This window comes from Streptomyces sp. NPDC037421, from assembly GCF_055602105.1.
The window spans coordinates 19,763-46,389 of record NZ_JBVJWV010000033.1 but is presented as its reverse complement, the minus strand read 5'-3'; the positions used below and the strand labels follow the sequence as shown (position 1 = coordinate 46,389).

At 73.8% G+C, this 26,627-nt stretch carries 22 protein-coding genes and 2 pseudogenes; 11 read left to right on the top strand and 13 right to left on the bottom strand.

The window, feature by feature from the left end; translation table 11 throughout:
• Positions 1 to 126 precede the first annotated feature (126 nt).
• The gene (locus tag ACZ7IF_RS32590; RefSeq protein ID WP_470978933.1) at positions 127 to 984 is read left to right on the top strand and encodes a LuxR C-terminal-related transcriptional regulator; all 858 of its coding nucleotides are present in this window, start codon (positions 127 to 129) and stop codon (positions 982 to 984) included.
• A gap of 7 nt (positions 985 to 991) precedes the next feature.
• Here ACZ7IF_RS32590 and cutA read toward each other — a convergent pair whose 3' ends face one another.
• The 3 genes from cutA to ACZ7IF_RS32575 all read right to left on the bottom strand — a co-directional run bounded on the left by cutA (position 992) and on the right by ACZ7IF_RS32575 (position 3,403).
• Positions 992 to 1,315, bottom strand: a complete 324-nt coding sequence (cutA, locus tag ACZ7IF_RS32585) for a divalent-cation tolerance protein CutA (protein ID WP_470978930.1) — start codon at positions 1,313 to 1,315, stop codon at positions 992 to 994.
• 29 nt (positions 1,316 to 1,344) lie between these two features.
• A complete protein-coding gene (locus tag ACZ7IF_RS32580; protein WP_470978927.1) occupies positions 1,345 to 2,010 on the bottom strand; it encodes a DUF4097 family beta strand repeat-containing protein in 666 nt (221 codons plus the stop codon).
• 193 nt (positions 2,011 to 2,203) lie between these two features.
• Positions 2,204 to 3,403, bottom strand: coding sequence for an erythromycin esterase family protein (locus ACZ7IF_RS32575; protein WP_470978924.1), 1,200 nt, complete (start codon positions 3,401 to 3,403; stop codon positions 2,204 to 2,206).
• Positions 3,404 to 3,461: 58 nt separating this feature from the next.
• On the opposite strand from ACZ7IF_RS32575, the gene ACZ7IF_RS32570 reads away from it, so the two are divergent.
• Positions 3,462 to 4,175 carry a TioE family transcriptional regulator gene (locus ACZ7IF_RS32570; protein ID WP_470978921.1) on the top strand — a complete coding sequence of 238 codons (714 nt, stop codon included), beginning with the start codon at positions 3,462 to 3,464 and terminating at the stop codon, positions 4,173 to 4,175.
• A 268-nt stretch (positions 4,176 to 4,443) separates the two neighbouring features.
• Positions 4,444 to 4,653: a hypothetical protein gene (locus tag ACZ7IF_RS32565; protein WP_470978918.1), complete on the top strand. Its 210-nt coding sequence runs from the start codon at positions 4,444 to 4,446 to the stop codon at positions 4,651 to 4,653.
• 104 nt (positions 4,654 to 4,757) lie between these two features.
• On the opposite strand, the gene ACZ7IF_RS32560 is transcribed toward ACZ7IF_RS32565, so the two are convergent.
• Together ACZ7IF_RS32560 and ACZ7IF_RS32555 are read right to left on the bottom strand one after the other, a co-directional pair.
• On the bottom strand, positions 4,758 to 5,681 hold the full coding sequence (locus tag ACZ7IF_RS32560; protein WP_470978915.1) for a DMT family transporter: 924 nt from the start codon (positions 5,679 to 5,681) through the stop codon (positions 4,758 to 4,760).
• Between the two features lie 108 nt (positions 5,682 to 5,789).
• The gene (locus ACZ7IF_RS32555; protein WP_470978912.1) at positions 5,790 to 6,611 is read right to left on the bottom strand and encodes an alpha/beta fold hydrolase; all 822 of its coding nucleotides are present in this window, start codon (positions 6,609 to 6,611) and stop codon (positions 5,790 to 5,792) included.
• Between the two features lie 128 nt (positions 6,612 to 6,739).
• Between ACZ7IF_RS32555 and ACZ7IF_RS32550 the strand changes: the two genes are divergently transcribed.
• Complete coding sequence (locus tag ACZ7IF_RS32550; protein WP_470978910.1) at positions 6,740 to 7,225, top strand: MarR family transcriptional regulator; 486 nt, start codon at positions 6,740 to 6,742, stop codon at positions 7,223 to 7,225.
• Between the two features lie 22 nt (positions 7,226 to 7,247).
• Here the strand turns inward: ACZ7IF_RS32550 and ACZ7IF_RS32545 are convergent, their stop codons facing one another.
• The 3 genes from ACZ7IF_RS32545 to ACZ7IF_RS32535 form a co-directional block, all read right to left on the bottom strand.
• Complete coding sequence (locus tag ACZ7IF_RS32545) at positions 7,248 to 8,021, bottom strand: thioesterase II family protein (RefSeq protein ID WP_470978908.1); 774 nt, start codon at positions 8,019 to 8,021, stop codon at positions 7,248 to 7,250.
• Complete coding sequence (locus ACZ7IF_RS32540; protein ID WP_470978905.1) at positions 8,018 to 9,385, bottom strand: AMP-binding protein; 1,368 nt, start codon at positions 9,383 to 9,385, stop codon at positions 8,018 to 8,020. Before ACZ7IF_RS32540 ends, ACZ7IF_RS32545 begins: the two co-directional genes overlap by 4 nt.
• A 77-nt stretch (positions 9,386 to 9,462) precedes the next feature.
• Positions 9,463 to 9,597 (bottom strand): hypothetical protein, encoded by a 135-nt coding sequence (locus ACZ7IF_RS32535; protein ID WP_470978902.1) that lies wholly within the window; start codon positions 9,595 to 9,597, stop codon positions 9,463 to 9,465.
• A gap of 175 nt (positions 9,598 to 9,772) precedes the next feature.
• Between ACZ7IF_RS32535 and ACZ7IF_RS32530 the strand changes: the two genes are divergently transcribed.
• A complete protein-coding gene (locus tag ACZ7IF_RS32530) occupies positions 9,773 to 11,791 on the top strand; it encodes a tetratricopeptide repeat protein (RefSeq protein WP_470978899.1) in 2,019 nt (672 codons plus the stop codon).
• Between the two features lie 67 nt (positions 11,792 to 11,858).
• On the opposite strand, the gene gdhA is transcribed toward ACZ7IF_RS32530, so the two are convergent.
• The gene (gdhA, locus tag ACZ7IF_RS32525; protein WP_470978896.1) at positions 11,859 to 13,208 is read right to left on the bottom strand and encodes an NADP-specific glutamate dehydrogenase; all 1,350 of its coding nucleotides are present in this window, start codon (positions 13,206 to 13,208) and stop codon (positions 11,859 to 11,861) included.
• A gap of 262 nt (positions 13,209 to 13,470) precedes the next feature.
• On the opposite strand from gdhA, the gene ACZ7IF_RS32520 reads away from it, so the two are divergent.
• Positions 13,471 to 13,968, top strand: coding sequence for an anthrone oxygenase family protein (locus ACZ7IF_RS32520; protein WP_470978893.1), 498 nt, complete (start codon positions 13,471 to 13,473; stop codon positions 13,966 to 13,968).
• Between the two features lie 27 nt (positions 13,969 to 13,995).
• On the opposite strand, the gene ACZ7IF_RS32515 is transcribed toward ACZ7IF_RS32520, so the two are convergent.
• Positions 13,996 to 14,571, bottom strand: a complete 576-nt coding sequence (locus tag ACZ7IF_RS32515) for an anthrone oxygenase family protein (protein WP_470978890.1) — start codon at positions 14,569 to 14,571, stop codon at positions 13,996 to 13,998.
• 164 nt (positions 14,572 to 14,735) lie between these two features.
• On the bottom strand, positions 14,736 to 16,127 hold the full coding sequence (lpdA, locus tag ACZ7IF_RS32510) for a dihydrolipoyl dehydrogenase (protein ID WP_470978887.1): 1,392 nt from the start codon (positions 16,125 to 16,127) through the stop codon (positions 14,736 to 14,738).
• A gap of 205 nt (positions 16,128 to 16,332) precedes the next feature.
• Here lpdA and ACZ7IF_RS32505 point away from each other — a divergent pair, with 205 nt between their 5' ends.
• Both ACZ7IF_RS32505 and ACZ7IF_RS32500 read left to right on the top strand, forming a co-directional pair.
• Positions 16,333 to 21,570 carry an acyltransferase domain-containing protein gene (locus tag ACZ7IF_RS32505; RefSeq protein ID WP_470978885.1) on the top strand — a complete coding sequence of 1,746 codons (5,238 nt, stop codon included), beginning with the start codon at positions 16,333 to 16,335 and terminating at the stop codon, positions 21,568 to 21,570.
• The gene (locus ACZ7IF_RS32500) at positions 21,570 to 22,418 is read left to right on the top strand and encodes a metallophosphoesterase family protein (RefSeq protein ID WP_470978883.1); all 849 of its coding nucleotides are present in this window, start codon (positions 21,570 to 21,572) and stop codon (positions 22,416 to 22,418) included. Before ACZ7IF_RS32505 ends, ACZ7IF_RS32500 begins: the two co-directional genes overlap by 1 nt.
• Positions 22,419 to 22,433: 15 nt before the next feature.
• Here ACZ7IF_RS32500 and ACZ7IF_RS32495 read toward each other — a convergent pair whose 3' ends face one another.
• Both ACZ7IF_RS32495 and ACZ7IF_RS32490 read right to left on the bottom strand, forming a co-directional pair.
• Positions 22,434 to 23,099: a DUF4097 family beta strand repeat-containing protein gene (locus ACZ7IF_RS32495; protein WP_470978879.1), complete on the bottom strand. Its 666-nt coding sequence runs from the start codon at positions 23,097 to 23,099 to the stop codon at positions 22,434 to 22,436.
• A gap of 193 nt (positions 23,100 to 23,292) precedes the next feature.
• Complete coding sequence (locus tag ACZ7IF_RS32490; protein WP_470978876.1) at positions 23,293 to 24,006, bottom strand: GbsR/MarR family transcriptional regulator; 714 nt, start codon at positions 24,004 to 24,006, stop codon at positions 23,293 to 23,295.
• Positions 24,007 to 24,226: 220 nt separating this feature from the next.
• On the opposite strand from ACZ7IF_RS32490, the gene ACZ7IF_RS32485 reads away from it, so the two are divergent.
• The 3 genes and pseudogenes from ACZ7IF_RS32485 to ACZ7IF_RS32475 all read left to right on the top strand — a co-directional run.
• Positions 24,227 to 25,210, top strand: a complete 984-nt coding sequence (locus ACZ7IF_RS32485; RefSeq protein ID WP_470978874.1) for a hypothetical protein — start codon at positions 24,227 to 24,229, stop codon at positions 25,208 to 25,210.
• Positions 25,211 to 25,274: 64 nt separating this feature from the next.
• Positions 25,275 to 25,658: pseudogene (locus ACZ7IF_RS32480) on the top strand (serine hydrolase domain-containing protein); the annotation flags it as partial.
• 40 nt (positions 25,659 to 25,698) lie between these two features.
• Positions 25,699 to 26,540: pseudogene (locus ACZ7IF_RS32475) on the top strand (tyrosine-type recombinase/integrase); the annotation flags it as partial.
• Positions 26,541 to 26,627: the final 87 nt, after the last annotated feature.

The window sequence follows — 26,627 nt, the reverse complement described above, 5'->3', positions numbered from 1 at the left end:
AGACCAAATCTCCCCTGCCGACTCGAGACCAGGTAGACCTACGATGGCTCCGGTTTCCGCATTGCGGGAACCCACGGGGTCTCAACCGCCGCAAATACCTGCATACCGGACAGACAGGGGTGGCAAGTGGACGTAGTCAAATACGTCAAAACCGCACAAAGCGGTGCACCTGAGGAGCTGTACGCGGCTGCGGCAGGGGAACCGCAGGCGTTCTTGCGGGAACTCGCAACGCACCTCGGCCTGCTGGCGCAGGAAGCGGCGCAGCAGGCGGCGGCGCACCCGGCGCCGGCCGCGGCCCTGGAGACCTGCGGCGAGGAGGTGGTGGGGCCCGGGGTCCGGTACCTGCACGGCCTGGGCAGCATCTCGACGGCGATCAACGACGCCCTCGCGTCGGTCCGGCGGGACATCCTCACGGCACAGCCCGACGGGGCGCGCCCGAGCGCGGTGCTGAAGGAAGCCCTGGAATCCGTACGGCGGCAGATCGCGGCGGGGATCGCCATGCGGACGCTGTATCAGCACACGACGAGATTCGACGAGGCGACGAAGGAATATGTCCGCACCGTCACGGAATACGGCGCTCAAGTGCGGACGCTGGAAGAATTCTTTGACCGTTTGATCATTGTGGACGATGTCGCCTTCATTTCGGCGAACGAGGACCGTACCACGGCGATCTCCATTACCGAACCGACCATCGTACGATTTCTCAGAGATACGTTCGACAAGGCCTGGGACCGGGCGAAACCCTTTCCCTTCGTCCCGCTGCACGCGGCCAAGGCGGCGGACGAGGTGGTCCCGGCGATCCGGGAGTCCATCAGCCGGCTGCTCGTGGAGGGCTACTCCGACAAGGCCATCGCGCGCCGCATAGGGATCAGCGAGCGTTCCCTCCAGGCCCACATCGCGGCCATCAAACAGGACCTCGGCGCTTTGAACCGGCTCCAGCTCGGGTACTTGCTCGGCCGCAACGAGGCGACCTACGTCCTTTGACGGCCCGTCAACCGCGGCTCTCCCGGTCGACCCATTCGAGGTAGGCGGCCGAGCCGCCGACGACGGGGAGGACGATCCACTCCGGGACCTCGTAGGGATGGGCCCGCGCGACCCACTCGGCGAGGGCCGGCAGCCGGTCCCGGGCGGTCTTGTAGGAGACCCGCCACTCGGCGGCCGTCTCGACGCTCCCCTTCCAGCGGTATACGGCGGTGAGGGGAGCGTCGACGTGCGCACATGCCGCCAGCCGCTCCTCCACCGCCCCGCGCGCCAGGCGCTGGGCGCGCTCCGGGTCGTCGACGGTGGTCTGGGCGATCACGATGTCGGTCGTCACGGCTCTGGACCTTACTGCTGTGACCGTGTTCAGGCGGTGAGGGCGGTGATGTTGCCGTAGGCGGTGGTGGCGTGGATGTTCAGGACGGTGCCTTCGCCGGTGTTCCGGAGGGCGTTGCTGATGCGGCCGTAGGAGGTGCCGGCGTCGAGGGAGGCCGAGACGCCCCGGGCCGCGCCGACGGAGATGTTCCCGTGCTCGGTGCGCAGCGTGACCGTGCCGCCGGTGGCCTCGGCGATCGTCAGGTCGCCCTTCTGGGTCCGGATGTCGGCCGGGCCACCGAGCCGGCCCACCGCGATGTCACCCGCGGCCAGCACCAGCCGCACCCCGGCGGCCTCGTCGAGCTTGACCGTGCCGTGCGCGCTCTCCAGCGACACCTCACCCAGGCGGCCGACACCGCGGAACTCGGCGGACGCCGTCTTCGCCTCGACGCTCGACCCCGCCGGGAGCTGGACGGTGACCTCGACCGAACCCGAGGCCCCGAACACCTGGTTCTTGTGCGGCGCGCTGATCCGCAGGACACCGCCCTGGAACTCGACGGTGGTCTCCTCGGCGGCCTTCACGTCACGGCTCTTGGAGGCGTTGGCCGGCAGGACCTCGACCGTGGTGTCGGCGCGGTCGGCGGCGATGAAGCGGATGTTCCCGGCCGGGACGTCCAGGACGGCGGCGATCGCGGCGGCGGTGGTGAACTTCTGCATGGTTTCTCTTCCTTCGGGTTCGTTGCTCGTCGTTTCCGATGACCTGAACGCTACGTCGCGTTCACATGTCGAGCAACACACCCGTTGCGAAGAACAACAATCCTTGCAGGTCAGAGCCATGCAATCGTTGCACCGGGCCTGAATTCAACGCAACGAACACCACCCTCACGTTGCAACAGACGAAGACTGAACGCTACGCCGGAGCCATGTCCTTGAGGAACACGACCCCGTCGGCGTCCTCCAGGTGGGCCGGGTCGAGCGGGGCATAGCCGAACCAGGGCGATACCCGGGGCGCGGGCCGGGCACCGCCGAGCGCTGTCGCCAGCCGCCGGGTGTCGACCAGGCAGCGGTCCTCCGGGAGGGCGTACAGGAGCCCCTCGAAGGTGTCCGGCGCCGGCTCTTCCACTCCCCGGCGCCGGATCGTGCCGAGGGCCGTGGCCACGAAGGCGTACTCCGCACCGAGGCGGGCGTCCACCAGCGCACCGGCACTCCACCACTCCAGCGGCTGCCCGCCCATGCGCATGGAACTCTTCTCCCGCTGGAGGTGGGCGTTGTGGGCGTGGACGAACACCGGCCCCCACTCGGCGAGGGCGAGCAGGTTCCGGGCCATCATCCGGTCCCGCACCCCCGCCAGCCGGGCCAGCCGGGCGGGCGAGCGGTCGGCCGTCCAGTGGTGGTAGCGCAGCAGGCCCGTGGCCGTCCGCGCGTACAGGCGCGCCCGGTCCCACTCCTCCCGCGGGCCCGCCGCGATCAGCTGGGGCTCCTGCTCGTCGAGCAGGGCCGCCAGGTCGTCGGCGATCAGCCTCAGCCGGCCCGCCTCGGCCGACTGCCCCACGGACCGGGCCGGGTCCATCATGGCGGCGGGTTCGGTCCACTGTCCGTCGGTGCCGAGCAGCCGGTCGAGGGTCTCCCGCGTGCAGGGGAGCAGGTCCGCTTCCACGCGGGCGGCGAGGTGGCCGTGGAGCCGGGTGAGGGCCTGCCGGGGACTCGCGGCGCCGGTGATCTCCAACGGGCCGTCGAAGCCTGCGAAGCGGACCTGTTCGGAGGCCGGCCGCCCTTCGTTGTGGGCGCGCATCCAGCGCACCAGCTCGCGGTTGGCGGCGGAGGTGCCCCAGCCGTGGCTGATGCCGTGCTCCACGACCTCGTCGAGGACGCCCTCGCCGGAAGTGACGTGGTCGTCCACGGTCAGGCCCATCAGGCAGTCGCTCTCGATCGCGATGGTCCGGTAGCCCTCCTCCACGAGCTGCCGGAACAGCTCGTTGCGCAGTTCGAGCAGGGTGTCCTCGAAGTGCGTGGGCTCACCGAGGGCGAGCAGCCGGGGCCTGCGCGAGAGCAGGCGGAGGACGCCGGCGGCGTCGACGGAACGGACGTGGTCCTTCACGGAGGTTTCCATGGCTTCAACGCTATCGTTGAACCTTCGATTGAAACTTTGGCCGCTATTCTCGGCTCCAATGGGCCAGAACCTTAAAACCAGCGGACATCTCAGGCCGATCGACCTGGCACGCGCGCACGGCCTGTCCACCCAGGCGGTCCGGAACTACGAGGAGGCCGGCGTCCTCCCGGCCGCCGCCCGCACGGCCAGCGGCTACCGCGCCTACACCCCGCTGCACGCGAGCGCCCTGCGCGCGTTCCTGGCCCTGCTGCCGGGTCACGGCCACCGCACGGCGACGGCGGTCATGCGGGCCGTGAACGAGGACGCGGCCGACGAGGCGTTCCGCCTCATCGACGAGAGCCACGCCCAGCTCCTGGACGACCGCCGGACCCTCCGGGCCGTGGAGGCCGCGCTCCGCGACCTGGAGCCCCTCCCGCCGTCCGAGCCCGGCGGCACCTTCATCGGCCCGCTGGCGGCGAAGCTCGGGATCCGGCCCGCGACCCTGCGCAAGTGGGAGGGGGCGGGGCTGGTGCACCCACACCGCGACCCCCGGACCGGGTACCGCGTCTACGACGCGGCCGCCGTACGGGACGCCCGGATGACCCACCAACTCCGCCGGGGCGGCTACCTGCTGGAGCAGATCTCCCCGCTGATCGCCCAGGTCCGCGCGGCTGGTGGCCCGGAGCCCCTGGAAGCCGCCCTGCACGACTGGCACGCCCGCCTGTCGGCCCGCGGCCGCGCCCTCCTGACGGGCGCCGCCGCCCTGGAGGCCCACCTCCGCGAACGGGGCTAAGGGCTGGATCGCGCACGGGATCAACGCGGAAACCGTGGCCTACACCCCCAGGCACGCGTGGCGGTACTCGACCTGTGGCGCGAGGCCCCGCGTGCGCTGCGTCCGGAGGCCGGGCGCCTCGCCGAGGCGGTCGGTGTGGCCATCGCGTAAGGGGACGGTCTGGGTCAGGGGGACAAGCGGTCCCCCTGACCCGGCTACAGCGCCCCTACGGTGACGGCACGTCACACCGAGGAGGGCGCCCATGCGGGCAGGTAACCGGCATGTCCGAATGAGTGAGCAGTACGAATACGTACCGCACCGGCTACTGCGCCGCCGCGTGCGTGACATCGCTTCGGGCGCCGAGGGAGAGCTGATGGCCGTGATCAACGAGAACGTGTCGGACTCGGTGCTGCGTGAGCACTGGGTCGAACTGGCCTACATCCGGGGCTCCTCGGGCCGCGAGTTCACCACCGTGGTCGCGAACGTCGAGCCCGCCTGAAGATAGGGGCCGACCCCGCCCCTGCCAGGGGGCGGGTGGGCGAGCGCCGTCGTGGCCCAGGGGGCGAGGGGCAGATGGCGGGCCCGCGCCGCACGACTCGCCGGTTACTTCAGCGCTGCCGTCGGCTGCGGGGCGGGACGGGGGCGGCGGCGGGAGACCGCTACGCCCGCGAGGCAGATCGCGCCGCCGAGGAGGGTCAGCCAGCCCGGGACCTCGTCCAGCAGGGCCCAGGCGATGACGATCACCACGGCGGGCACCGCGTAGGTCGTGGCGCCCATCTTCCCGGCGGTGGTCTTGGAGAGGGCGTACGTCCAGGTGGTGAAGGCGAGGGCGGTCGGGAAGAGGCCCAGGTAGACCATGTTGAGGGTGGCGGACAGGGGTGCCTCGGGGAGCTGGTGCAGGAGCTGGCCGGCGAAGGGCAGCGTGCAGACGGTGCCGACGAAGCAGCCGTACGTGGTCACCTGGAGCGGGTTCGCGTACTGCAGCGCGGGCTTCTGCGAGACCACCCCGGCGCCGTAGGCGAGCGCGGCGACCAGGCAGAGCAGCACACCGGTGAGGGAGGAGGTGCCGCCCTTGGAGGTGGACATCCCCACGACGACCGCCCCCGCGAAGGAGACGCCCATCCCGACGAGCAGCATCGGCGGGAAGCCCTCCTTCAGCATCCACCCGCTGAGCAGGGCGATGACGATGGGCCCGATGTTGACCACCATGGCGGCAGTGCCGGCGTCGACCCCCTGCTCGCCCCAGTTCAGCGCCACCATGTACAGCCCGAACCACAGCACCCCGGAGGCCAGGATCCCGGGCCACGCCTGACGCGGCGGCAGCGGTGTCCGCTTGACCAGCAGTACGGCGCCAAGCGCGAGCGAGGCCGTCAGGAGCCGGCCCAGAGCCAGCGCCCCGGGGCCGAAGTGTTCCGCGGAGGCGCGGATGGAGACGAACGCGGAGGCCCACATCACGACGGTGACGGCGGCGGCCGCGAGGGCACGTTGATCGAGACTGGTTCGGGAGGCACCGGTCGTTTGATCCATGCGGGCCAACGTACCGACGGGCAATGACGCTGCCTAGGCCGTCCCGGGTGATCCGGCCGGGCCGCAAGCAGGGCGTCAAGGGGCTGTCAGCAAGCGCTCAGCGGGCTCTCAGCAAGCGGTCAGAACCGCCCGCAGACGCTCCGCGTAGGCCCGGGGGTGGCTGGTGTTGCCGTTGTGCCCGCCCGGGAAGACCCGTATCTCCGAACCCACCAGATCCGCCAGCGCGTGGGCGCACGCGACGTCGAAGACGGTGGACGGCGTGGTGGCTCCGACGGCCGGCAGGATGCGGGTCGTGGTCGCGGCCACGGCGGCCGGGGCGAGGGTGTCCTGGAGGATCGCCGAGAAGTCGTGCTCGATGAAGTAGGCGAAATTGGCGCGGCGCGTCTCGCTCATCGGCTGCGGGGTGAGGCCCGGCTCGTAGTCCTTGCCGCTGGTGTCCATGCCCAGCACCCGGGCGGCCTCCCGGGCGGCCGCGGGCAGCCCCTCCTCCCGGAAGAGGTGCTGGAGTTCGACGAGCTCCGCCTCGTGCCGCTCGCGGTCGGCGGCGTCCGGCAGCAGGCGCGGGGCGACCGGCTCGTGGGCGACGAGGGCGGAGAGCTGCCCCGGGTGCGCGACGGCCACGTGCAGGCCGATGACGGCGCCGAGGCTGCACCCGAGCATCAGGGCCGGCTCGTCGGTGACGGCGGCCAGCAGCCGGTGGACGTCCTCGGCGTGCTCGGCGAGCGAGGTGGTCCGGCCGGGCTGCTCCAGGCGGCTGCGGGACAGGCCCCGGCGGTCGTAGGTCAGGACGGTGAAGGTGTCGGTGAGGTGCGGGACCATGTCCACGGTGCGGTCCGCATCGCCCTCGCCGCTCTGCGAGATGAGCAACAGGGGCCCTGAACCCTGGAGTTGGTAGTGGAGGGTGGTTCCGGGAACGGCGAGACCGGGCATGACGGCTCTCCTTCGACTGCTTCGACTGCTACGGCTGTCGGCGCCGGACCCTTCGTCCGCCGCCCTGCAATCAAGGTATTCCATCGATCTCGATACATCAAGAACGATGGATCGATTTCGATGAATCGATGCTGATGTACTTTGGACCGGTGGATGGAATCGAACTGTTCCTGCTGGGCCGCGCCCTGATGAAGCTCGGCGAGGAGGCCCTGCCCGAACCCCCCGGCGGATCCGGGCAGTACGCGGGCGGCACCCGCGCCGTGGTGATCGTCGCCGGGGACATCGCGGCGCACCCGGACACCACCGTCGGCGAAACGGCGCAGCGCACGGGCCTGCCGCAGAGCCAGGTCTCGGGCGCCGTCGCCCGGCTGCGCGAGGCCGGATCGGTCGAGACGGCCCCCGACCCCGCCGACCGCCGCCGGACCCTGGTTCGCCAGTCCCCCACGGCCTCCGCGCGCGTGGCCGCCGTACGGGCCGCCGGCAGCTCCAGGGTCGAGGAGGCGCTCGCCCGCGCCCTGGGCGAAGTCGGCGCCGAGCAGCTGCCCGAGGTGACGCGGGCGCTGGAGGTCCTCGCCCGCCACCTGGCGGTGCGCGGCGACGGGACGACGGCCTGAAGCGGGACGGCCTGATGCGGCGTCAGCCCGCCGTGAACCCCGCCAGGTCCTCGGCCACCGCCCGCACCACGGCCGCGTGCTGCTCGGCCAGGTAGAAGTGCCCGCCGGGGAAGCCGCGGAAGCCGAACCCGGCCCCGGCCAGCTCCCGCCAGCCCATCGCCTCGGCCACGCTCGCCCGCGGGTCGGACTCCCCGCAGAGCACGCTGACGGGAGTGCGCAACGGCGGCCCCGGCACGTGCCGCCAGGTCTCGACCGCCTTGTAGTCGCTGCGCAGCGCCGGCAGGACCAGCGCCCGGAACTCCGGGTCGGCCAGCAGCGCGGGGTCGGTGCCGGAGAGGGAGTGCACCCGGGCGAGCAGGGTGTCGTCGTCCTGCGCGTGGAGGTGCTCCTCCTCCCGCTCGATCAGCGGCGACCGCCGCCCGGAGACGATCAGGCCGCGCGGCGTCCCGCCCGCCGCCTCCAGCCGGCGCGCCAGCTCGTAGGCGAGCACCGCGCCCATGCTGTGCCCGAACAGGACGAGGGGCCGGCCGCGCCAGGGCTCCAGCGCCCGTTCCACCCCGTCGGCCAGCCCGGCGATGGTGTCCGGGATCGGCTCCCCCAGCCGCTCCTGGCGGCCGGGGTACTGGACGGTGAGCACCTCGGCGTGCGCGGCCAGGTCGCGGGAGAGCGGGAAGTAGAAGGAGGCGCTGCCGCCCGCGTGCGGGAGGACGACGAGGACCGGCACGGCCGTCCCCGGCGGCACCGCCGGCGGGTGGAAGCGGCGGATCCAGGGGCTCCGCCGGTCGGCGGCGCTCACCGCGCCTCCCCGGACCCACCGGACGCACCGGTCTCGCCGGTCAGCAGGAGCTTCTTCTGCGGCTTCCCCATGGCGTTGCGGGGGATCGCGGGGACGAAGCGGACCTCGCGGGGGCGCTTGTGCACGGACAGGTGCGCGGCGACGAAGTCGGTGAGTTCGGGGCCCGTGACCCCTTCGGCGACGACGAAGGCGACGATCCGCTGCCCGAGGTCCGCGTCCGGGACCCCCACGACGGCCGCTTCGGCCACCTTGGGGTGGTCCAGCAGGGCGTTCTCGATCTCGCCCGCGCCGATGCGGTAGCCGCCGGACTTGATCATGTCGATGGAGGCCCGGCCGACGATGCGGTGGACCCCGTCCTCCGGATCGACGGCGGCGATGTCGCCCGTACGGAACCACCCGTCCTCGGTGTACGCGGCCGCGGTCGCCTCGGGGCGGCCCAGGTAGCCGGAGAACAGCGTGGGCCCGGTGAGCTGGAGTTCGCCGATCTCGGCGCCCGGCTCGGCGGCGATCCGGGTGCGGATGCCGGGGAGCGGGGTGCCGACGGTGCCGGGGCGGACCTCGCCGCCCGCGCGGCCGCTGACGGTGATCAGGGTCTCGGTCATCCCGTAGCGCTCGACGGGGCGGTGGCCGGTGAGGCGCTCCAGGTCCCGGAAGACGGGCGCGGGCAGGGCGGCGCTGCCGGACACGAGGAGGCGGGCCCCGGACAGCCCGGCCGCGTGCTCCGGTTCGGCGGCGATGCGGGACCACACGGTCGGCACCCCGAAGTACAGGCTGCCCCGGGCGGCCGCGTACGCCTGCGGGGTCGGGCGGCCGGTGTGCACGAGGCGGCTCCCGGTGCGCAGGGCGCCGAGCACGCCGAGCACGAGGCCGTGTACGTGGAACAGCGGGAGCCCGTGCACCAGGGTGTCCTCGGCGCTCCACTGCCAGGCTTCGGCGAGGGCGTCGAGGTCGGCGGCGAGGGCGCCGGCGGTCAGGACCACGCCCTTGGGCGGGCCGGTGGTGCCGGAGGTGTACAGCACCAGCGCGGGGTCCCCCGGCCCCGCGGCCGGGCCCGGTGCCACGGCCCGGCGGGCGAAGTCGACGGGGACCTCGACGGCACCGGAGTCGCGCAGGACGTGCTCCCGCTCGGCGGGGCCGGCGTCGGGGGGCAGCGGCACGAAGGGCACCCCGGCGAGGAGCCCTCCGACGACCGCCGCGACGGTCTCCAGGGAGGCGGTCGCCGTCACGGCGAAGGCGGGGGCTCCGGCGACGTCGGCGGCCACGGCCGCCGCCGCGCCGAGCAGTTCCTCGTACGAGGCGGTACGGCCGGCGACGCGTACGGCGTCCGCGCGGTCGCCGTACGTCCCGTCAAGCGCGGTCAGCACGCGGCAACTCCCTGTCGGTGGCGGACCCCCAGGCTACGCCGCCGCGCCGCAGGCCCGCCCGGGCGGGCTGCCCGTGCTCACTCCTCGGGGTTCTCGCCGTCCTTGGCCGCCGCACGGGCCTCCCGGCGGGCGCGGCGGACTTCGAGGGTGAGGGAGAGCGCCGATCCGATCAGGGTGAGGACGTCGGCGGCGACGGAGAGGAGGTCGGTCATGGCGACAGGGCCCTTCGGGTGCGGGCCGCGGAGTGCGGCCGGTGGGCAGACCTTGCGCGGCATTTGACTTGTCCGGACCCTCCGGGCGGAACATCGCAGATAGGTTGCGGATGAAAGGGCACTTGTCCCGGCCGGACCGGACAAACGCACGGCGCGCGCACCAGGGGGTACGTGGGTGGCGGAAACGAACAAGCGCAAGGGCCGCCCCTGGGGGCAGATCCGCCCGGAGAACCCGGCGGCCGGCAGGCTCGCCGCGTTCCTGCGGGCACAGGTGGACGGTTCCGGCAAGACCCTGGCCGTGCTGGAGAAGGAGATCAGCTACTCCTCAACACAGATCAGCTCGCTGCTCGGCGGGCGGATCCCGCCGCAGCGGTTCGTGACCTCGCTCATCGAAGCGACGGTCCCCGCGCCGTTGCGCGAACGCCGCCAGGGCGAGGCCGACGCCCTGTTGTACGAGGCGAAGCACCCGCCCCGCACCACGGCCCCCAGGGCGCCCGCCGCGACGGCCGGGCCGGGCGTGGTGGACCTGGCGGCCGTGCAGGCGCAGCAGATCGAGACCTACGACCGGCTCACCCGCGCCCTGGAGCAGCAGGCGGAGCTGCGCCAGACGGCCGACAACGCCGCGCGGCTGATCTGGATCCTGCTCGGCATGATCCACAAGCTGAACGACCGCGTCGGCGCACTCGGCCGGGAGCGCGACCAGGCCGTCGGCCGGGAGGTCCTGGAGGCCGCGCAGTCCAAGCTGGAGCGGGCCCGGTCGCAGCAGGCCAAGGCCGAGAACGAACTCGGACGGGCCGAGGAGAAGAAACAGCAGGCCGAAGCCCTTGCGGCGCGCCTGCAGGAGCAGATCACCGCGCTCACCGACGAGTTGGACCTGCTGCGCGGCCAGGGCGGCCCCGCCCCGGCGGACGACGTCCCCGGCCTCGCCCCGTTCACCGGCCCGGCCAGACCCGCGGACCCCGAGGGCAACGACATCGACACGGCCCTCGCCCGCGTGACGGCGGTCAACGACACCGACAGCGACACGGTCCACCGCATCGCCACCGAGCTCGGCGAACCCGTGCCCGTCATTGTCCCGGACAACCTCTCCACCAGCACGGACACCCCGAACAAGACGGCGGGGGAACTCCGCGCCGAGGCCGAGGCCGCCATGGACGCGGGCGACTTCCACGCGGCCGCCCGCCTCTACGCACTCCTCACCACGGCGTCGGCCGCCTTCCTCGGCCCCAACGACCCCGGGACCCTGTTCAGCCGCTACCACTACGCGTACTGCACCGCCGAGGCGGGCGACCCGGCCACGGCACGCGATCTGGTGGCCGCTCTCATCCCGGACGAAACCGACGTCCTGGGCCCCGACCACGCCAACACCCTCACCAGCCGCCACCAGCTCGCCTACTGGACGGGCGAAGCGGGCGACCCCGCAGAAGCACGCGACCTCTACGGGACACTGGTCCGCGACCGCGAGCGAGCTCTGGGTCCCGACGACCCCGACACCCTGGGCACACGTCTCCAGCTCGCCTACTGGACCGCCAAAGCGGGCGACCCCGCCGCCGCCCACGAGCTGCTGGCGGTGCTCGCGCAAGACCACGCGCGCGTCCTGGGGCCCGACCACCCCGACACCCTCGGCACCCGGTACCAGATCGCCTACGGCACCGGCCAGGCGGGCGACCCCGCCACAGCACGCGACTTGCTGGTCGTGCTCGTCGCCGACGAGACCCGCATCCTGGGCGCGGACCACCCCGACACCCTGGTCTGCCGCTACCAGCTGGCCCGCTTCACCGGCAAGGCGGGCGGACTCGAAGCGGCACGCGAGCTCTTCCGCACCCTCATCCGGGACGAGACCCGTGTCCTGGGTGCCGACCACCCCGACACCCTGATCAGCCGCAAGCAGCACGCCCGCTACACGGGCAAGGCGGGCTATCCCGCCACCACGCGCGACCTCTTCGGCGACCTGGTGCGGGACGAAACCCGCGTCCTCGGTCCCGACCACCCCGACACCCTGGCCAGCCGCGCCCAGCACGCCCGCTACACCGGCGTGGCGGGCGACGCACCCGCCGCACGCGACCTCTACCGCGCCCTCGCGGCGGACGTCGAGCGCGTCCACGGCCCCGGCCATCCCCGGTCCCTGGCCGTCGGGCGGCAGCTCACCGCCTGGACGGAGCGGGCCGGGGAGCCCGGTACCGAACCGGAATGAGCGGCAGGCCCGGGGCAGAGCGGGTCCGCGCCTCCTGGGAGGGGCGCGGACCCGGCGGCGGCAGGGATCAGATCACGCCCTGGACCAGCATCGCGTCCGCCACGCGTTCGAAGCCGGCGATGTTGGCGCCGGTGACGTAGTCGCCCGGGGCGTCGTAGCGGGCGGCCGTTTCGTGCGCTACCTCGTGGATCGCGCTCATGATGCCCGCCAGTTCCGACTCGACCCGGTCCCGGGTCCAGGCCGTACGGCCCGCGTTCTGGGCCATCTCCAGGGCGCTGACCGCGACGCCGCCCGCGTTGGCGGCCTTGCCCGGGCCGAAGGCGACGCCCGCCGCCTGGAAGAGGTGGACCGCCTCGGGGGTGCTGGGCATGTTGGCGCCCTCCGAGACCGCCTTGACGCCGTTCCCGATGAGGGCGCGCGCGTCCTCGGCGCCCAGTTCGTTCTGGGTCGCGGAGGGGAAGGCCACGTCGGCCGGGACCTCCCAGACGCGTCCGCCCGGCACGAAGCGGGCCGAGGGGCCGCGCCGGGCGGCGTACTCGCTGACGCGGCCCCGCTCGACCTCCTTGATCTGGCGCAGGAGGGCGAGGTCGATGCCCTTGTCGTCGACCACGTAGCCCTGCGAGTCGGAACAGGTCAGCGGGTTGGCGCCGAGCTGCTGGAGCTTCTCGATGGTGTACAGGGCCACGTTCCCGGAGCCGGAGACCACGGCCGTCAGGCCGTCCAGGGACTCGCCCCGGACCTTCAGCATCTCGGCGGCGAACAGGACGCTGCCGTAGCCGGTGGCCTCGGGCCGGATCGCGGAACCGCCCCAGCCCTGTCCCTTGCCGGTCAGGACGCCGGCCTCCCAGCGGTTGGTGATGCGCCGGTACTGGCCGAACAGGTAGCCGATCTCGCGGCCGCCGACGCCGATGTCCCCGGCCGGGACGTCGGTGTGCTCGCCGATGTGGCGGTGGAGCTCGGTCATGAAGGACTGGCAGAAGCGCATGACCTCGGCGTCGGAGCGGCCGTGCGGGTCGAAGTCGCTGCCGCCCTTGCCGCCGCCGATGCCCAGCCCGGTCAGCGCGTTCTTGAAGATCTGCTCGAAGCCGAGGAACTTCACCACGCCGATGTCCACGGACGGGTGAAAGCGCAGCCCGCCCTTGTACGGGCCGAGCGCGCTGTTGAACTCCACCCGGTAGCCGCGGTTGACGTGGACGTGCCCGTGGTCGTCCGTCCACGGCACCCGGAAGATGATCTGCCGCTCCGGTTCCACGAGCCGCTCCACGAGCCCGGTCTCGGCGTACTCGGGGCGCGCCGCGAAGACGGGGGCCAGGGTGTCCAGGACCTCCCGTACGGCCTGGTGGAACTCGGGCTGGGCGGGGTTGCGGCGCTCGATGTCGGACCGCAGTGCGTCCAGCCTCTGCTTCGGGTCGGTCACGGTCTGATTCCTCTCCGGCGTTCTGGCGGGCGTGCGGGCCCAGCGGGAGGGTACCGCGCGCCGGGGGTGCTCCCGGAAGAGGTCATCCGGCCTGCGCGGCAAGGGTGTTGGGCCTGTGCAATGGCACGAGAAGTGGCCTGCGTACGACCGTAGTATCAGCTGGGGACGGCTTGTATCAGGGGTGGAACGACCGGGGATGGGCGAGAATCCGGCCATCGCGGTGCGGCAGTACATGCGGCACCCACATACGCGGGGGGACCACGTGGAAACGGCACGGTTCGCGTCACTGATCGCTGCGACCATCACCACGGGCCTGGTCAGCGGCCTCTTCTACGGGTTCTCGGTGGCGGTGATGCCAGGGCTGCGCGCCTCGTCCGACCGGACGGTGATCGAGACGATGCAGCGGATCAACGTGGCCATCCTCAACGGCTGGTTCCTGCTCGGCTACATGGGCTCGCTGGTGTTCACGGGGCTGGCCCTGGGCCTGCACCTGCCGGGCGACGGCCACCACGCGCTGGTGCCGCTGGCCGGCGCGTTCGTCGCGTACGTCCTGGCGATGGTCGTCACCGCCCGGGTGAACATCCCGCTCAACAACGCCCTGGAGCAGGCGGGCCCGGTGGACCGGATCGCCGATCCGGCCGCCGTGCGCCGCGCGTTCGAGGGGACCTGGGTCCGCGCGAACGTGTGGCGCACCCTCCTGTGCACGGTGGCCTTCGGGCTGCTGGTCTGGGCGCTGGTCCTGCACGGACAGCACGCCTAGACCGGCGGCCCGGCGGCCGCGGCGGCGTCAGCGGGCCGCGGTGCCGCGGCCGTGGAGGAGGAGGGCGCGGACGAGGGCGGTGAGGGCGGCGGTGCAGAGCAGGGTGCGCAGGACGTTCGTGGTGACCCAGGTGCCCTTGAACTTGTCCACCACCGCGAAGTCGGTCAGCTTCGCGGCGTCGCCGACGGCCGCGAGCTCGTCGTTCAGCGGGATGTTCACCGCGAAGGTGATCACCAGTACGACGAGGTAGGCGACGGCCGCCGCGGCCGCCCACACGGCGGTCCCGCGACGGCCCTTGCGGTACTCGACGACGGCCGCGGCGGCGGTGGCGAGCAGCGCGAGGACGAAGGCGCTGCCGAAGAGGCCGTTGCCGTCGATGGCGGCGTTGAAGCTCTGCATGGCGGTGACGTAGGTGCGCTCGTCGCCGGCGGCCAGGCCCGGCATCACCGAGACGTCGAAGGCGAAGAACAGACCCGCCATCAGGCCGATGAGGACGGTGGAGAGACCGAGGAGGAGGGTGGCCACCCTGTCGGTGCCCGTGCGTGACGTGCCGTGCGTGCCGTGCGTGCCGTGTGCCAGGTTGGTGCCGTGTTCCGGGTTCATGGATACGTCCTCGCCTGATGGCCGGTTACCGGCGGGCCCCACACCCGCGGCGCAGTGATCGTGGCATCCGGGCCGGTCTCGTACCAGCGGTTTCACCGAAGACGCGGGAAGGGCCGGGGAGTTCACCCCGGCCCTTCCGAATGGCGGAATACCGACCGCGGGGGTCAGCCGTGGACGTGCAGCGGCTTCCCGGCGAGGGCGAGGTGGGCCTCGCCCAGGGCCTCGGTCTGGGTCGGGTGGGCGTGGATGAGGCTCGCCACCTCCGACGGGAGGGCCTGCCAGTTGAAGATGAGCTGGGCCTCGCCGATCTGCTCGCTGACGCGCGAGCCGATCATGTGGATGCCGACGACGGGGCCGTCGGCGACCTGGACGAGCTTGACGTCGCCCGCCGACTTCAGGATCTTGCTCTTGCCGGTGCTGCCGGCGTTGAACCTGGCCACGACGACCTTGTCCTCGCCGTAGACCTCCTTGGCCTTCGCCTCGCTGAGGCCGACGGAGGCGATCTCGGGCTCGCAGTAGGTGACCCGCGCGACGCCGTCGTAGTCGATCGGCGTCACCGGCAGGCCGGCGACGCGCTCGGCGACGAGGATGCCCTCGGCGAAGCCGACGTGGGCCAGCTGGAGCGTCGGGACGAGGTCGCCGACGGCCGAGACGGTCGGCAGGCTGGTGCGCAGCAGCTCGTCGACGACGACGTGGCCGCGGTCGAGGGCGACGCCCGCCTCCTCGTATCCGAGTCCGGCGGAGACCGGGCCGCGGCCGACGGCGACGAGCAGCAGCTCGGCCTCGATCTGCTTGCCGTTCTCGAGGGAGACTCGTACACCGTTCTCGGTGTACTCGACGCCGGAGAAGCGGGAGCCCAGCTCGAACTTGATCTTCCGCTTGCGGAAGGCGCGCTCCAGGGACTTGGAGATGTCGACGTCCTCGGCGGGCACCAGGTGCGGCAGGCCCTCGACGACGGTGACGTCCACGCCGAAGGACTTCCAGGCCGAGGCGAACTCGACGCCGATGACGCCGCCGCCGAGCACGACCGCCGACTCGGGGATCCGGTCGAGGAACAGCGCGTGGTCGGAGGAGACGACCCGGTTGCCGTCGATGGCCAGGCCGGGCAGCGAGCGCGGCTGGGATCCGGTGGCGAGGACGACGTGGCGGCCCTTGTAGCGGACGCCGCCGGCCTCGACCTCGGTCGGGGAGACGAGGCGGCCCTCGCCCTCCACCAGGGTGAGGTTCTTGCGCGTCTTCAGCATGCCTTGGAGACCCTTGTAGAGGCCGGCGATCACGCCGTCCTTGTACGCGTGCACCCCGGCTATGTCCACGCCCTCGAAGGTGGACTTCACTCCGTAGGACTCGCTGCGGCGCAGTTCGTCGGCGACCTCGCCGGCGTGCAGCAGCGCCTTGGTCGGGATGCAGCCGTTGTGCAGGCAGGTGCCGCCCAGCTTGCCCTTCTCGATGAGGACGACGTCCAGGCCGAGCTGGGTCGCGCGCAGGGCACAGGAGTAGCCCCCGCTGCCGCCACCGAGGATGACCACGTCGTACACACCGTCGGCGGAATTCTCCATTGCAGATGACCTCTCGTCTTCCGTGGCGTTACCAGCCCTCCCGGCATGCTCTCATCTCCCTTTCGGGTGGCCGGTCTTGGGGGCACCGGGGGACGCGCCCCACCGGCCGGGCGGCTGGATTCAGCCGTTCTTGAGCCCGCCTCCAGCCACTGTGCGCACCATCTCCCCCGCATCACCTCGCGTCAGGACGGATGGGTGAGAAGAAATGCCTGAAGACGCTCGCGGTCCGCTCCCGGACGTCGCCGTGCCCGCCGACCACCGGATCGCGGTCGTCGGCCTGTCCTGCCGCCTCCCGAAGGCCCCGGCCCCGAAGGCCCCGGCCCCGGACGCCCCGTGGCTGCTGCCGGACGACGCCGCCGACGCCTTCGACCCGGCCTTCTTCGGCATCTCCCCGCGCGAGGCCGCGTCGATGGGCCCGCGTCGGCGGCTGGTGCTGGAGCTGTGCTGGGAGGCCCTCGAAGACGCGGGGATCGTGCCGGGGTCGCTGCGCGGCGAGCGCGTCGGCGTGTTCGTGGGCGCCGTGCGGGACGGGCACACCGCGCCGTCGTACCAGCACGGGCCGGAGACCATCGGCCACCGCACCGGCGGCCTGCTGGGCCTGCGCGGCCCCAGCACGACCGTGTACACCGGCCGTTCCTCCTCGCTCGTGGCCGTGCACCTGGCCTGCGAGAGCCTGCGCGCCGGCGAGTGCGACGCCGCCCTGGTCGGCGGGCTCGGTCCCGAACCGGTCCCCGGCGCGGCCGTCGCGGCGGCCGGGCCCGGCGGGGCCCGCGCCCGCGGCTCCGTGCGCTGCGAGGGCGGCGGCGTCGTCGTCCTCAAGCCCCTCGCCCGGGCCCTGGCCGACGGGGACCGGGTGCTCGGCGTGATCGCGGGCAGCGGCGTCGACGAGGGCGACGGTACGGGGCCGGCCGCGCCCGGCGACGAGGGACCGCAGGGCCGGGAGGACGTGCTGCGCCGGGTCTGCGAGCGGTCCGGCGTCGACCCGCGCGAGGTCCGGTACGTCGAACCGCACGGCGCCGTGGGCATCACGGACCTGATCGGGGCGCTGCCGGGCCTGGGCCGGGACCGCCGCGAGCCGGCGCCGGGCCCGCGCGCCGGGGTGTCCGGCCGGCGGCTCGTCGTGGGCGTCAGCTCCCGCGGTACGGGCGGCCCGGACTGCCACGTCGTCCTGGAGGAGGCACCGCGTACGGCCCCGGCCGCCGACGCCGGGGCCGACGGGGCCGTCGGGGCCGCGCACCCGCTGCCGTACACCGTCTCCGGCGCCACCCCCGAGGCCCTGCGCGCCCAGGCCCGGCGGCTGCTGGCCTGGCTGGGCGAGCACTCCGGCGCGCGGCCGGGGGCCCTGAGCCGGGCGCTCGCCACCACCCGTACGGCCTTCGAGCACCGGGCGGTGGTCGTCGCCGCGGACCGGGAGGAGCTGGCGCGGGGGCTGGAGGCCCTCGCCCGGGACCGGCGGGACGCGGGCCTGGTGCGCGGGACCGCGGCGCGGCGGCGGGACCTGGCCGTCCTGTTCACCGGCGAGGGCGGCCAGCGGCCGGGGACGGGCCGCGGGCTGTACACGGCCTTCCCGGTGTTCGCCGCCGCCTTCGACGAGGTGTGCGCCGAACTCGGCGGCGGGGTCCGGGAGGCCGTCTTCGGCGACGACGCCGACGCCGCCGAGGCCTTGAGCCGCACCGGGACCGCGCAGGCGGCCCTGTTCGCCGTCGAGGTCGCGCTCTACCGGCTCGTCGAGTCGTGGGGGGTCGTGCCGAAGTTCGTCGGCGGGCACTCGGCCGGCGAGATCGCCGCCGCGCACGTGTCCGGGGTGCTGTCCCTCAAGGACGCGGCCGTGCTCGTCACCGCGCGCGGACGGCTGATGGAGGCCCTGCCCGAGGCCGGGCTCATGGTCGCCGTCCGGACGGGCGCGGAGGAGGTCGCCCCGCTGCTGGTGCCGGGCACGGCGCTCGCCGCCGTCAACGGGCCCCGGGACGTCGTCGTCTCCGGCGCCCGCGAAGCCGTCCGGGCCGTCGTGGGACGGCTGGCCGAGCAGGACGTCAAGTCCAAGACCCTGCGCGCGGGCCACGCCTTCCACTCGCCGCTGATGGACCCGATGCTGGAGGAGTTCCGGCGGGCCATCGCGGGCCTGGACTTCCGGCGGCCGCGGATCGCCTTCGTCTCCGCGCTCACCGGCGGCATCGTCACCGAGGAGGTCGCGCACCCGGACTACTGGGTCGGCCACGTCCGCGAGACCGTCCGTTTCCAGGACGCCGTCCGCACCCTGGAGTCCGAAGGCGCCACCGCCGTACTGGAGCTGGGTCCCGACGGCGCCCTCGCGGCCATGGCCCGGCCCTGCCTCGCCGACGGGGGCTCCGCCGTCGTGGTGCCCGCCCTGTGCCGCCGGGGCGACGAGGTCCGGGCGCTGCTCACGGCGACCGCGACCCTGTACGCCCACGGCGTCCTCGGCCGGCTGCCGCTGGGACTGCCCGCCGGGGCGCCGCTGTACGGCCTGCCCACGTACCCCTTCCGGCGCGAGGACCGCCGGCCGGGCCAGGGCCCAGCCGCCCGGGTGGCACGGGACCACGCCGGGGGGTCCGTGCGGGCCGGCACCCCCGGCACCCCGGGGACGGCGGCGACGGGGATGACCGCGACGGGGCATCCGCTGGCCGCGTGGCGGCTGGACCTCCCGGAGGCGGGGGCCGTCCTGTTCACGGGCACGGTCTCGGCGCGCAGCCACCCGGAGTTCGCCGCGTCCGGCCGTGTGCCGGCGCAGGCGCTGGTGGAGGCGGCGCTCGCGGTGGGCGGCGCGATCGGCGCGCCGGAGGTCGAGGAGGCCGCCGCGGAGGTGGTCCTGGCGCTGCCCTCGCGGGGCGGGGTGCTGCTCCAGCTGCTGGCTCAGGCCCCCGACGAGGCCGGCCGGCGGCGGCTGACGGTGGTCTCGCGGGCCGAGGGCGCCGGCCCGGAGGAGCCGTGGGTGCGACACCTGACGGCCGTTCTGGCACCGGGCCGGGCACCGTCCTTCGCCCTGGCGCAGTGGCCGCCGCGGGACGCGGAACCGCTGGAGGAGGCCGAGGAGCACCCGGCCGTGGCGCGGGCCTGGCGGCGGGGCGAGGAGTTCCTCGCGGAGGTCCTGCTGCCCGCCGGGCTGCACGGGCAGCCGTACGCCCTGCACCCCACGCTGCTGGAGGCGGCACTGCACCCCGTGCTGGCGGCGGCGCCGGAGCCGCTGTCGGCCGGGGCGTGGCGGGGCACGGCCCTGTACGCGACCGGGGCGACCGCCCTGCGGGTGCGGGCCGTGCGCGGCGCGTTCGGGGTGGTGGCGCTGGAGCTGGCCGACGCGGAGGGCGGTCCGGTGGCCGCGGCGGCCGTGACCCTGTCCGAGCTGCCGGGCGGGCCGGACGGACGGCCCGTCACCCCGCTGGCGCTGGTGTGGGAGCGGGCGGCGGAGGCCGCCGAGCCCGTCCGGGGGCCGCGCCGGGCGCTGCTCGGGATGCCGGGCGGCGGGCCCGTCCCGTCGCCGCTGCCGGAGTGCGACGGGGCGCCCGCGTACTCCGGGCTGCCCGAGCTGCTGGCGGTGGCGGCGGACGGGGGCCCGGTGCCGGAGCTGGTCCTGGCCCGCTTCGCGGGGCCGGCCACCGACGCCGAGCTGTGCGGGCGGGGCGTGGCGGCGGCGGTGGACGAGGTGCGGGAGCTGGTGGGTGCCTGGCTCGCCGAGGAGCGGCTGGCCGGTTCGGTGCTGGCCGTGGTCACGGGTTGCGCCGAGGAGGTGCTGCCCGGGGAGGGCGTCGCCGATCTCTTCGGGTCGGCCGTACGCGGCTTCGTGCGCTCGGTGCAGGCGTGGCTCGACGGTGCGGGCGCGGGCCGCATCATGCTGGTGGACGTGGACGACAGCGACGCCAGCCGCAAGGCCCTGGCGCGGGCGCTGGGCGGCGGGGAACCGGACCTGGCCCTGCGCGACGGGGTCGCGTACGCGCGGCGTCTGGTGCGGACGGAGACCGTGGTGCCCGGGGCGGCCCGCGCCGACGGGCCGGCAACGGTCCGGCTCAGCGGCGCCGTCGAGGGGCCGCGCGCCGAGGAGAGCGCCCGGCACCTGGTGGAGGCGTACGGCGTACGGCTGGTCGGGCCCGGCGAGGAGGCCGCCGCGGTCGTGCACCTGAGCGGTCCGGACGGGCCCTCGCTGGAGGCCTCGGTCGACGCCGCGCTCGCCCTGGACGGGCACCCGACGCCGCTGGCGTTCGTCACCACCGTCGGGGCCGCCGTCGGCTCGGGCGGCCCGGAGTGCGCCGCGGTCGTGGGCGCCTTCCTCACCGCGCTGGCCGCCCGCCGCCGCGCGGCCGGACTGCCCGCGGCCGTGCTGGGGTGGGGCGCCGACGCCGAGGGCCTCCCGGCGGGGCTGGCGGCCCCGGCCGGCGGGGACGGGGCCGGCCTGCTGGGGCACGCGCTCTCGCGGAGCCTGACCCTGGTGGCCGCCCGCGCCGACGCGGGCGGGCCGCGTACCGCCGGGGCTCCCGTACCGGCGCTGCTGCGGAGCCTGGTGGCCCAGCGGCCGCGCCGGGCCGCCAACCCGCGGGCCGACGAGGGCGCTTCGCCGGGCGGGGGGCCGGCCGGGCCGCTCGCGGAGCGGGGCCCGGTGGCGGCGGGCCGGCCGCAGGCGCCGCCCGCCGCCGGGGGCACCTTCGCGGGGCTGCTGCGCGGGGCACACGCGCAGGGCCGTACCGCCGAGGGCGCGGCGCTGCTGATGGCGGCGGCCGAGCTGCTGCCCGGCTACGACTCCCGGTCCGGGGTGGCGCGCTGGCCGGCTCCGGTGCGACTGGCGACCGGGCGGGAGGGGGCGGCGGGGCTGTTCGCGTTCCCCTCGCTGGGCGCGGCGTCCGGCCCGGACGAGTTCCTCGCGCTGGCGGCGGCCCTGGAGGGCCGTCGGGGTCTGACGGTGCTGGGGCACCCCGGCTTCGCCGGTGACGCGGTACTGCCGCGCAGCCGGCAGGCGCTGGTGCGGGCCCAGGCGGAGGCGGTGGCCGAGGCGGCGGGCGCCGCGCGGCCGGTGCTGCTGGGGCACTCGTCCGGCGGGTGGATCGCGCACGCCGTGGCCCGGGAGCTGCTGGAGATCGGCCGTGAGGCGGCGGCGGTGGTGCTGCTGGACACGTACGCGCGGGGCGAGAACCGGCGCGGGCTGGCGGTGCTGACGGAGCGTCTGCTGGGGACGGACGGTCCGCCGGGGGTGCCCGACGACGCGCGGCTGCTCGCGATGGGCGGCCACCTGAGGGTGTTCACCGACTGGACGCCGGAGCCGGCGTCGGCGCCCACGCTGCTGGTGCGCGCTTCGGCGTCCGCGGCCTCGGCCGCGGGCGGCTGGGAGTACGCGGACCACTTGGCGGAGGTGGCGGGCGACCACTTCTCGCTGCTGGGTGCGGACGCGGGTGCCGTCGCGGACACGGTGGACGGCTGGCTGCGGAAGGTGGCCGGCTGATGGCGGCGCCGGGCCGGCTGCTGGCCGTGTCCGACCTGCACGTGGTGCACGCGGAGAACCGCCGGCTGCTGGAGGAGGAGATCGTGCCCGGGGCGCCCGGGGACTGGCTGCTGGTGGCGGGGGACGTCAGCGAGACCGCGTCCGAGATCGAGTGGGCGCTCGGGCTGCTGCGCGACCGGTTCGCGCGGGTGGTGTGGACCCCGGGCAACCACGACCTGTGGACGCCGGCCGGCGACCCGGTGCAGCTGCGCGGGGAGCCCCGCTACCGGTACCTGGTGGAGATGTGCCGGAGGCTGGGGGTGCTCACGCCGGAGGACCCGTACCCGGTGTGGCAGGGGCCCGGCGGGCCGGTGGTGGTGGCTCCGCTGTTCACGCACTACGACTACTCGTTCCGCGACCCGGCGCTGACGAAGGAGCAGTCCCTCGCCGCCGCCCACGCGTCGGGGGTGGTGTGCACGGACGAGTTCCTGCTGCACCCGGATCCGTACCCGGACATGGACGGCTGGTGCCGGGCCAGGGTGGCGGCGACGGCGGCCCGGCTGGACGAGGTGGACCCGGCGCTGGAGACCGTACTCGTCAACCACTACCCGCTGGTGCGGGAGCCCACCGACGTCCTGCGGTACCCGCAGTTCGCGCAGTGGTGCGGGACGACGCTGACGGCGGACTGGCACCTGCGCTACCGGGCGGCGGCCGTGGTGTACGGACACCTGCACATCCCCCGTACGACGTACCACGACGGGGTGCGCTTCGACGAGGTGTCCATCGGCTACCCGCGCGAGCGCAGGCGGCGGGGCCTGCCGCGCGGGGTGCTGCGGGACGTCCTGCGGCCCCGCGAGAGCGGGGCCTGAGGAGCAGGGCCGTGTTCAGGCGGTGAGGGCGGTGATGTTGCCGTAGGCGGTGGTGGCGTGGATGTTCAGGGCGGTGCCTTCGCCGGTGTTCCGGAGGGCGTTGCTGATGCGGCCGTAGGAGGTGCCGGCGTCGAGGGAGGCCGAGACGCCCCGGGCCGCGCCGACGGAGATGTTCCCGTGCTCGGTGCGCAGCGTGACCGTGCCGCCGGTGGCCTCGGCGATCGTCAGGTCGCCCTTCTGGGTCCGGATGTCGGCCGGGCCACCGAGCCGGCCCACCGCGATGTCACCCGCGGCCAGCACCAGCCGCACCCCGGCGGCCTCGTCGAGCTTGACCGTGCCGTGCGCGCTCTCCAGCGACACCTCACCCAGGCGGCCGACACCGCGGAACTCGGCGGACGCCGTCTTCGCCTCGACGCTCGACCCCGCCGGGAGCTGGACGGTGACCTCGACCGAACCCGAGGCCCCGAACACCTGGTTCTTGTGCGGCGCGCTGATCCGCAGGACACCGCCCTGGAACTCGACGGTGGTCTCCTCGGCGGCCTTCACGTCACGGCTCTTGGAGGCGTTGGCCGGCAGGACCTCGACCGTGGTGTCGGCGCGGTCGGCGGCGATGAAGCGGATGTTCCCGGCCGGGACGTCCAGGACGGCGGCGATCGCGGCGGCGGTGGTGAACTTCTGCATGGTTTCTCTTCCTTCGGGTTCGTTGCTCGTCGTTTCCGATGACCTGAACGCTACGTCGCGTTCACATGTCGAGCAACACACCCGTTGCGAAGAACAACAATCCTTGCAGGTCAGAGCCATGCAATCGTTGCACCGGGCCTGAATTCAACGCAACGAACACCACCCTCGCGTTGCAACAGACGAAGACTGAACGCTACGGGGCACTGCCGCGCCGCCACTCCTCCGCCGCCTGGACCATGGCCCGGCCCACGTGCTCGAAGAAGTCGCCGATGTCCTGCATCCGCGTGCCGGCGGGGGTGGACGTTCCGAGGGTCCGGGCGCTGCGGCGGGCGAAGTCGGCCAGCATGGTGTTCTGCCGGGCGCTGGCCATCCAGCCGCGGAACCAGGCGTCGGCGTCGATGACGTAGCGGTCGCGCCGCCGCCCCGGGTCGCGTTCGCGCCTGATGAGCTCCTGCTGTTCGAGTTCACCGACGGCCTTGGAGACGGACGCCGGGCTGACCTGGAGGCGCCGGGCGAGCTCGGTGGCGGTCAGGCTCCCGCCGTCGGTGACGTACAGGCAGGTCAGCACCCGGGCCGTCATCCGCGGCAGGCCGGTGCCGACCATCATCGCGGTGAACTGCTCCTCAAGTTGGCGTACGGCCTCGGGGTCGCGCCCGTGCGCGTCCTCCGCGCCCGGGGCGGCCGGGGTCCGGGCCGGAACCTGCGCGCGCCGCCGGGCGCGCCCGGCGGTCGCCCGGTGTGCCGCGTCGGCCCGGTAGGCGCCCGCACCGCCGTTGCGGGCCACCTCCCGGGTGACGGTGGAGACGGGCCGGTCCAGCCGGGCGGCGATCTCGGAGTAGGTCCGGCCCGCCGCCAGCCCCTGGGCGATCTCCCGCCGTTCCTCGTGCGTCAGCCGGCCTCCGGGCACGGGCCACCTCCATCGTCTCTTCGCGCCGCATCGGGCCCCAGTATTGCTTTCGAAGGCAGCTCATTGCAAACAACCGGCCAGGCCTTTGCATTAGCCTTCACGCCCATTGCAAAACCACACCGCCTTGACCTGCTTTTTTGCAAGTAGACTCGGCTCATTCATTGACGGATGACTGAAAGCTAATTAGCTTTCAGTCATCCGCGAAACAAGGAGCCCCGCGATGACGCCCTTCCTCACCCCGCTGCGCACCTGGCACCGCCCCCTGGTGGTCTGCGCCGCGCTCATGCTCGGCCTGGTCCTCGTCTCCGGCGTGGGGCTCGCGGTCGACGGGCGGACGCTGCTGGACGAGCCGGTGTGGGTCAAGCCGCTCAAGTTCGGCTTCGCCTTCGCCCTCTACGCCGGCACGCTGGCGTGGCTGCTGACGAAGCTCCGAAGGGGCAGGCGGGTCGGACAGTGGTTCGGCACCGTCTTCGCGGTGGCCGCGACGGCGGAGGTCGGCGCCATCACCGTCCAGGCGGCGCGCGGCACCTTCAGCCACTTCAACGCCGACCAGGGCGACCCGGTCACCCGCGCCCTGGTCCCCGTACTCACCTTCGGCGTGATGGTGATCGTCATCGCGCAACTGGTGCTGGCGGTCGTCGTACTCCTCCAGCGCGGCGGCGGTCCCGCGCTGGACCGGGCCGTCCGCGCCGGGCTGGCGCTGGCCACCTTCGGGATGCTCGTGCCGGTCTTCTGGATGACCACCGAGATCCACGCCCGTACGGTGACCGACGCCAACGGCCGCTCCGTGCCGATGTACCAGGGCCACGGCATCGGCGACCCCGACGGCCACGGAATGCCGCTGACCGGCTGGAGCACGACCGGCGGCGACTTCCGGGTCCCGCACTTCTTCGCCCTGCACGGGATCCAGGTGCTCCTGCTGGTCGCCGCCGTGCTGGCCGCCCTGGCCGCGAAGCACGTCTGGCTGCGCGACGAGAGGGTGCGCGCCCGCCTGGTCGGCAGTGCCGCCCTCGGCTACGGCGGGCTGGTCGCGGTGGTGACCTGGCAGGCCTGGCGCGGCCAGTCCCCGGCCCACCCGGACGCGGCCACCCTCCTCGCCCTCGCCGTGGTCCTGCTGCTCGGGGGGGCGGCCGGCGCGGCGGTGGCCGTCACCGCCCGGCGGCGTGCGGCGGCCGCCGTCCCGGCCCCGGCCCTCGCCGCCTGACGCGCCGCGCCCCGTCCCCCCTCCACCTCCCCTCCCCGCCCGACTCCCCGGAAGGAACCCCGACATGACCGCCGTGCCCTCCCCCGCGACGACCACCCCGCAGGACGCCCTCGACCAGGCCGTGGCCCGCTTCGATGCTCCCGGAATCGCCGCCGAGGTCCGTGACGGCCACGCTGCGTGGTTCGGCTCGGCCGGCTTCTCCGACACGGCGACCGGGCAGCGGCGGCGGCCGTCCGAGCGGTTCCGGATCGGCAGCACCAGCAAGGCGTTCACCGCCGCCGTGGTCCTCCTGCTGGCGGCCGAGGGGCGGCTGGGCCTCGACGACACGGTCGAGCGGTGGCTGCCCGGCCTGGTCGCGGGCAACGGCCACGACGGCCGTACGGTCACCCTGCGGCAGCTGCTCGACCACACCAGCGGCATCTTCAACTACGGCAACGACGCGGAGTTCTTCGAGAAGGGTGTCGGCGAGGCCTGGTTCCGGCACCGCGCGGCTCGGCGAGGGCCGGCCGCTCGGCTCGGTCGCGGACGACGAAGTGGGGGAAGCCCTCGAACTGCTCTGGGCACCGCGGCGGTGAACACCTGGAACTCCCGTCGGGCATCGGTGCTGTCCTGGCTGGCGTGGTCCCGCGAGCGCGGCTACGAGTGTCCGGCAGTCCCGGCCTGGGCGAAGCGGCTGGCGGTGCCGGACTCCGAGACCCCGGCCCGCTCGCGCATGGCCATCGACCGGCTGATCGCGCGGCGCGAGGTGCACCTGCGAGAGAAGACCCTGTACCGGATGCTCTATGAGACCGCCGCTCGATCCGATGAGATTCTGGGCGTGAACATCGAGGATCTGGACTTCGCCGGACGCCGCTGTCAGGTCAAGGCCAAGGGTGCCCGGGCGAAGGCCCGACGACGGAGCCAAACGCGCGAGGACTTCGTGCTGGAGACCGTGTACTGGGACGCGGGCACGGCCAGACTTTTGCCCCGTCTGCTCAAGGGACGCACGCGCGGGCCGGTGTTCGTCACCCACCGCCGAGCCGGCCCTGGGAAGGTGATGGGCCCGCGAGACGTGTGTCCGGACACAGACTTCGCCCGGCTCTCGTACGGCCAGGCCCGCGCCCTACTGGATGGGCACACCGCAGTACGTGGACCGGGCAGCGGTTGGGACCTTCACGAGTACCGGCACTCTGCCCTGACCCACCTCGGCGAGCAAGGTGCGTCGCTGCTGATGCTGATGGCCAAGTCGCGTCACAAGAAGCCGGAGAACCTCCGCCGTTACTTCAAGCCCTCACCGGCGGCCATCGCCGAGCTGACCAGCCTTCTGGCCCCCGGTGACAGCCGGCGGTGAGCCAGATCCTTGATCAACCTGCGCACTGACGGCAGGCGGGGTTGGAGCGGGCTCGTGCACCGCCCGCCGGTGCTCGCTGCGCGGGGA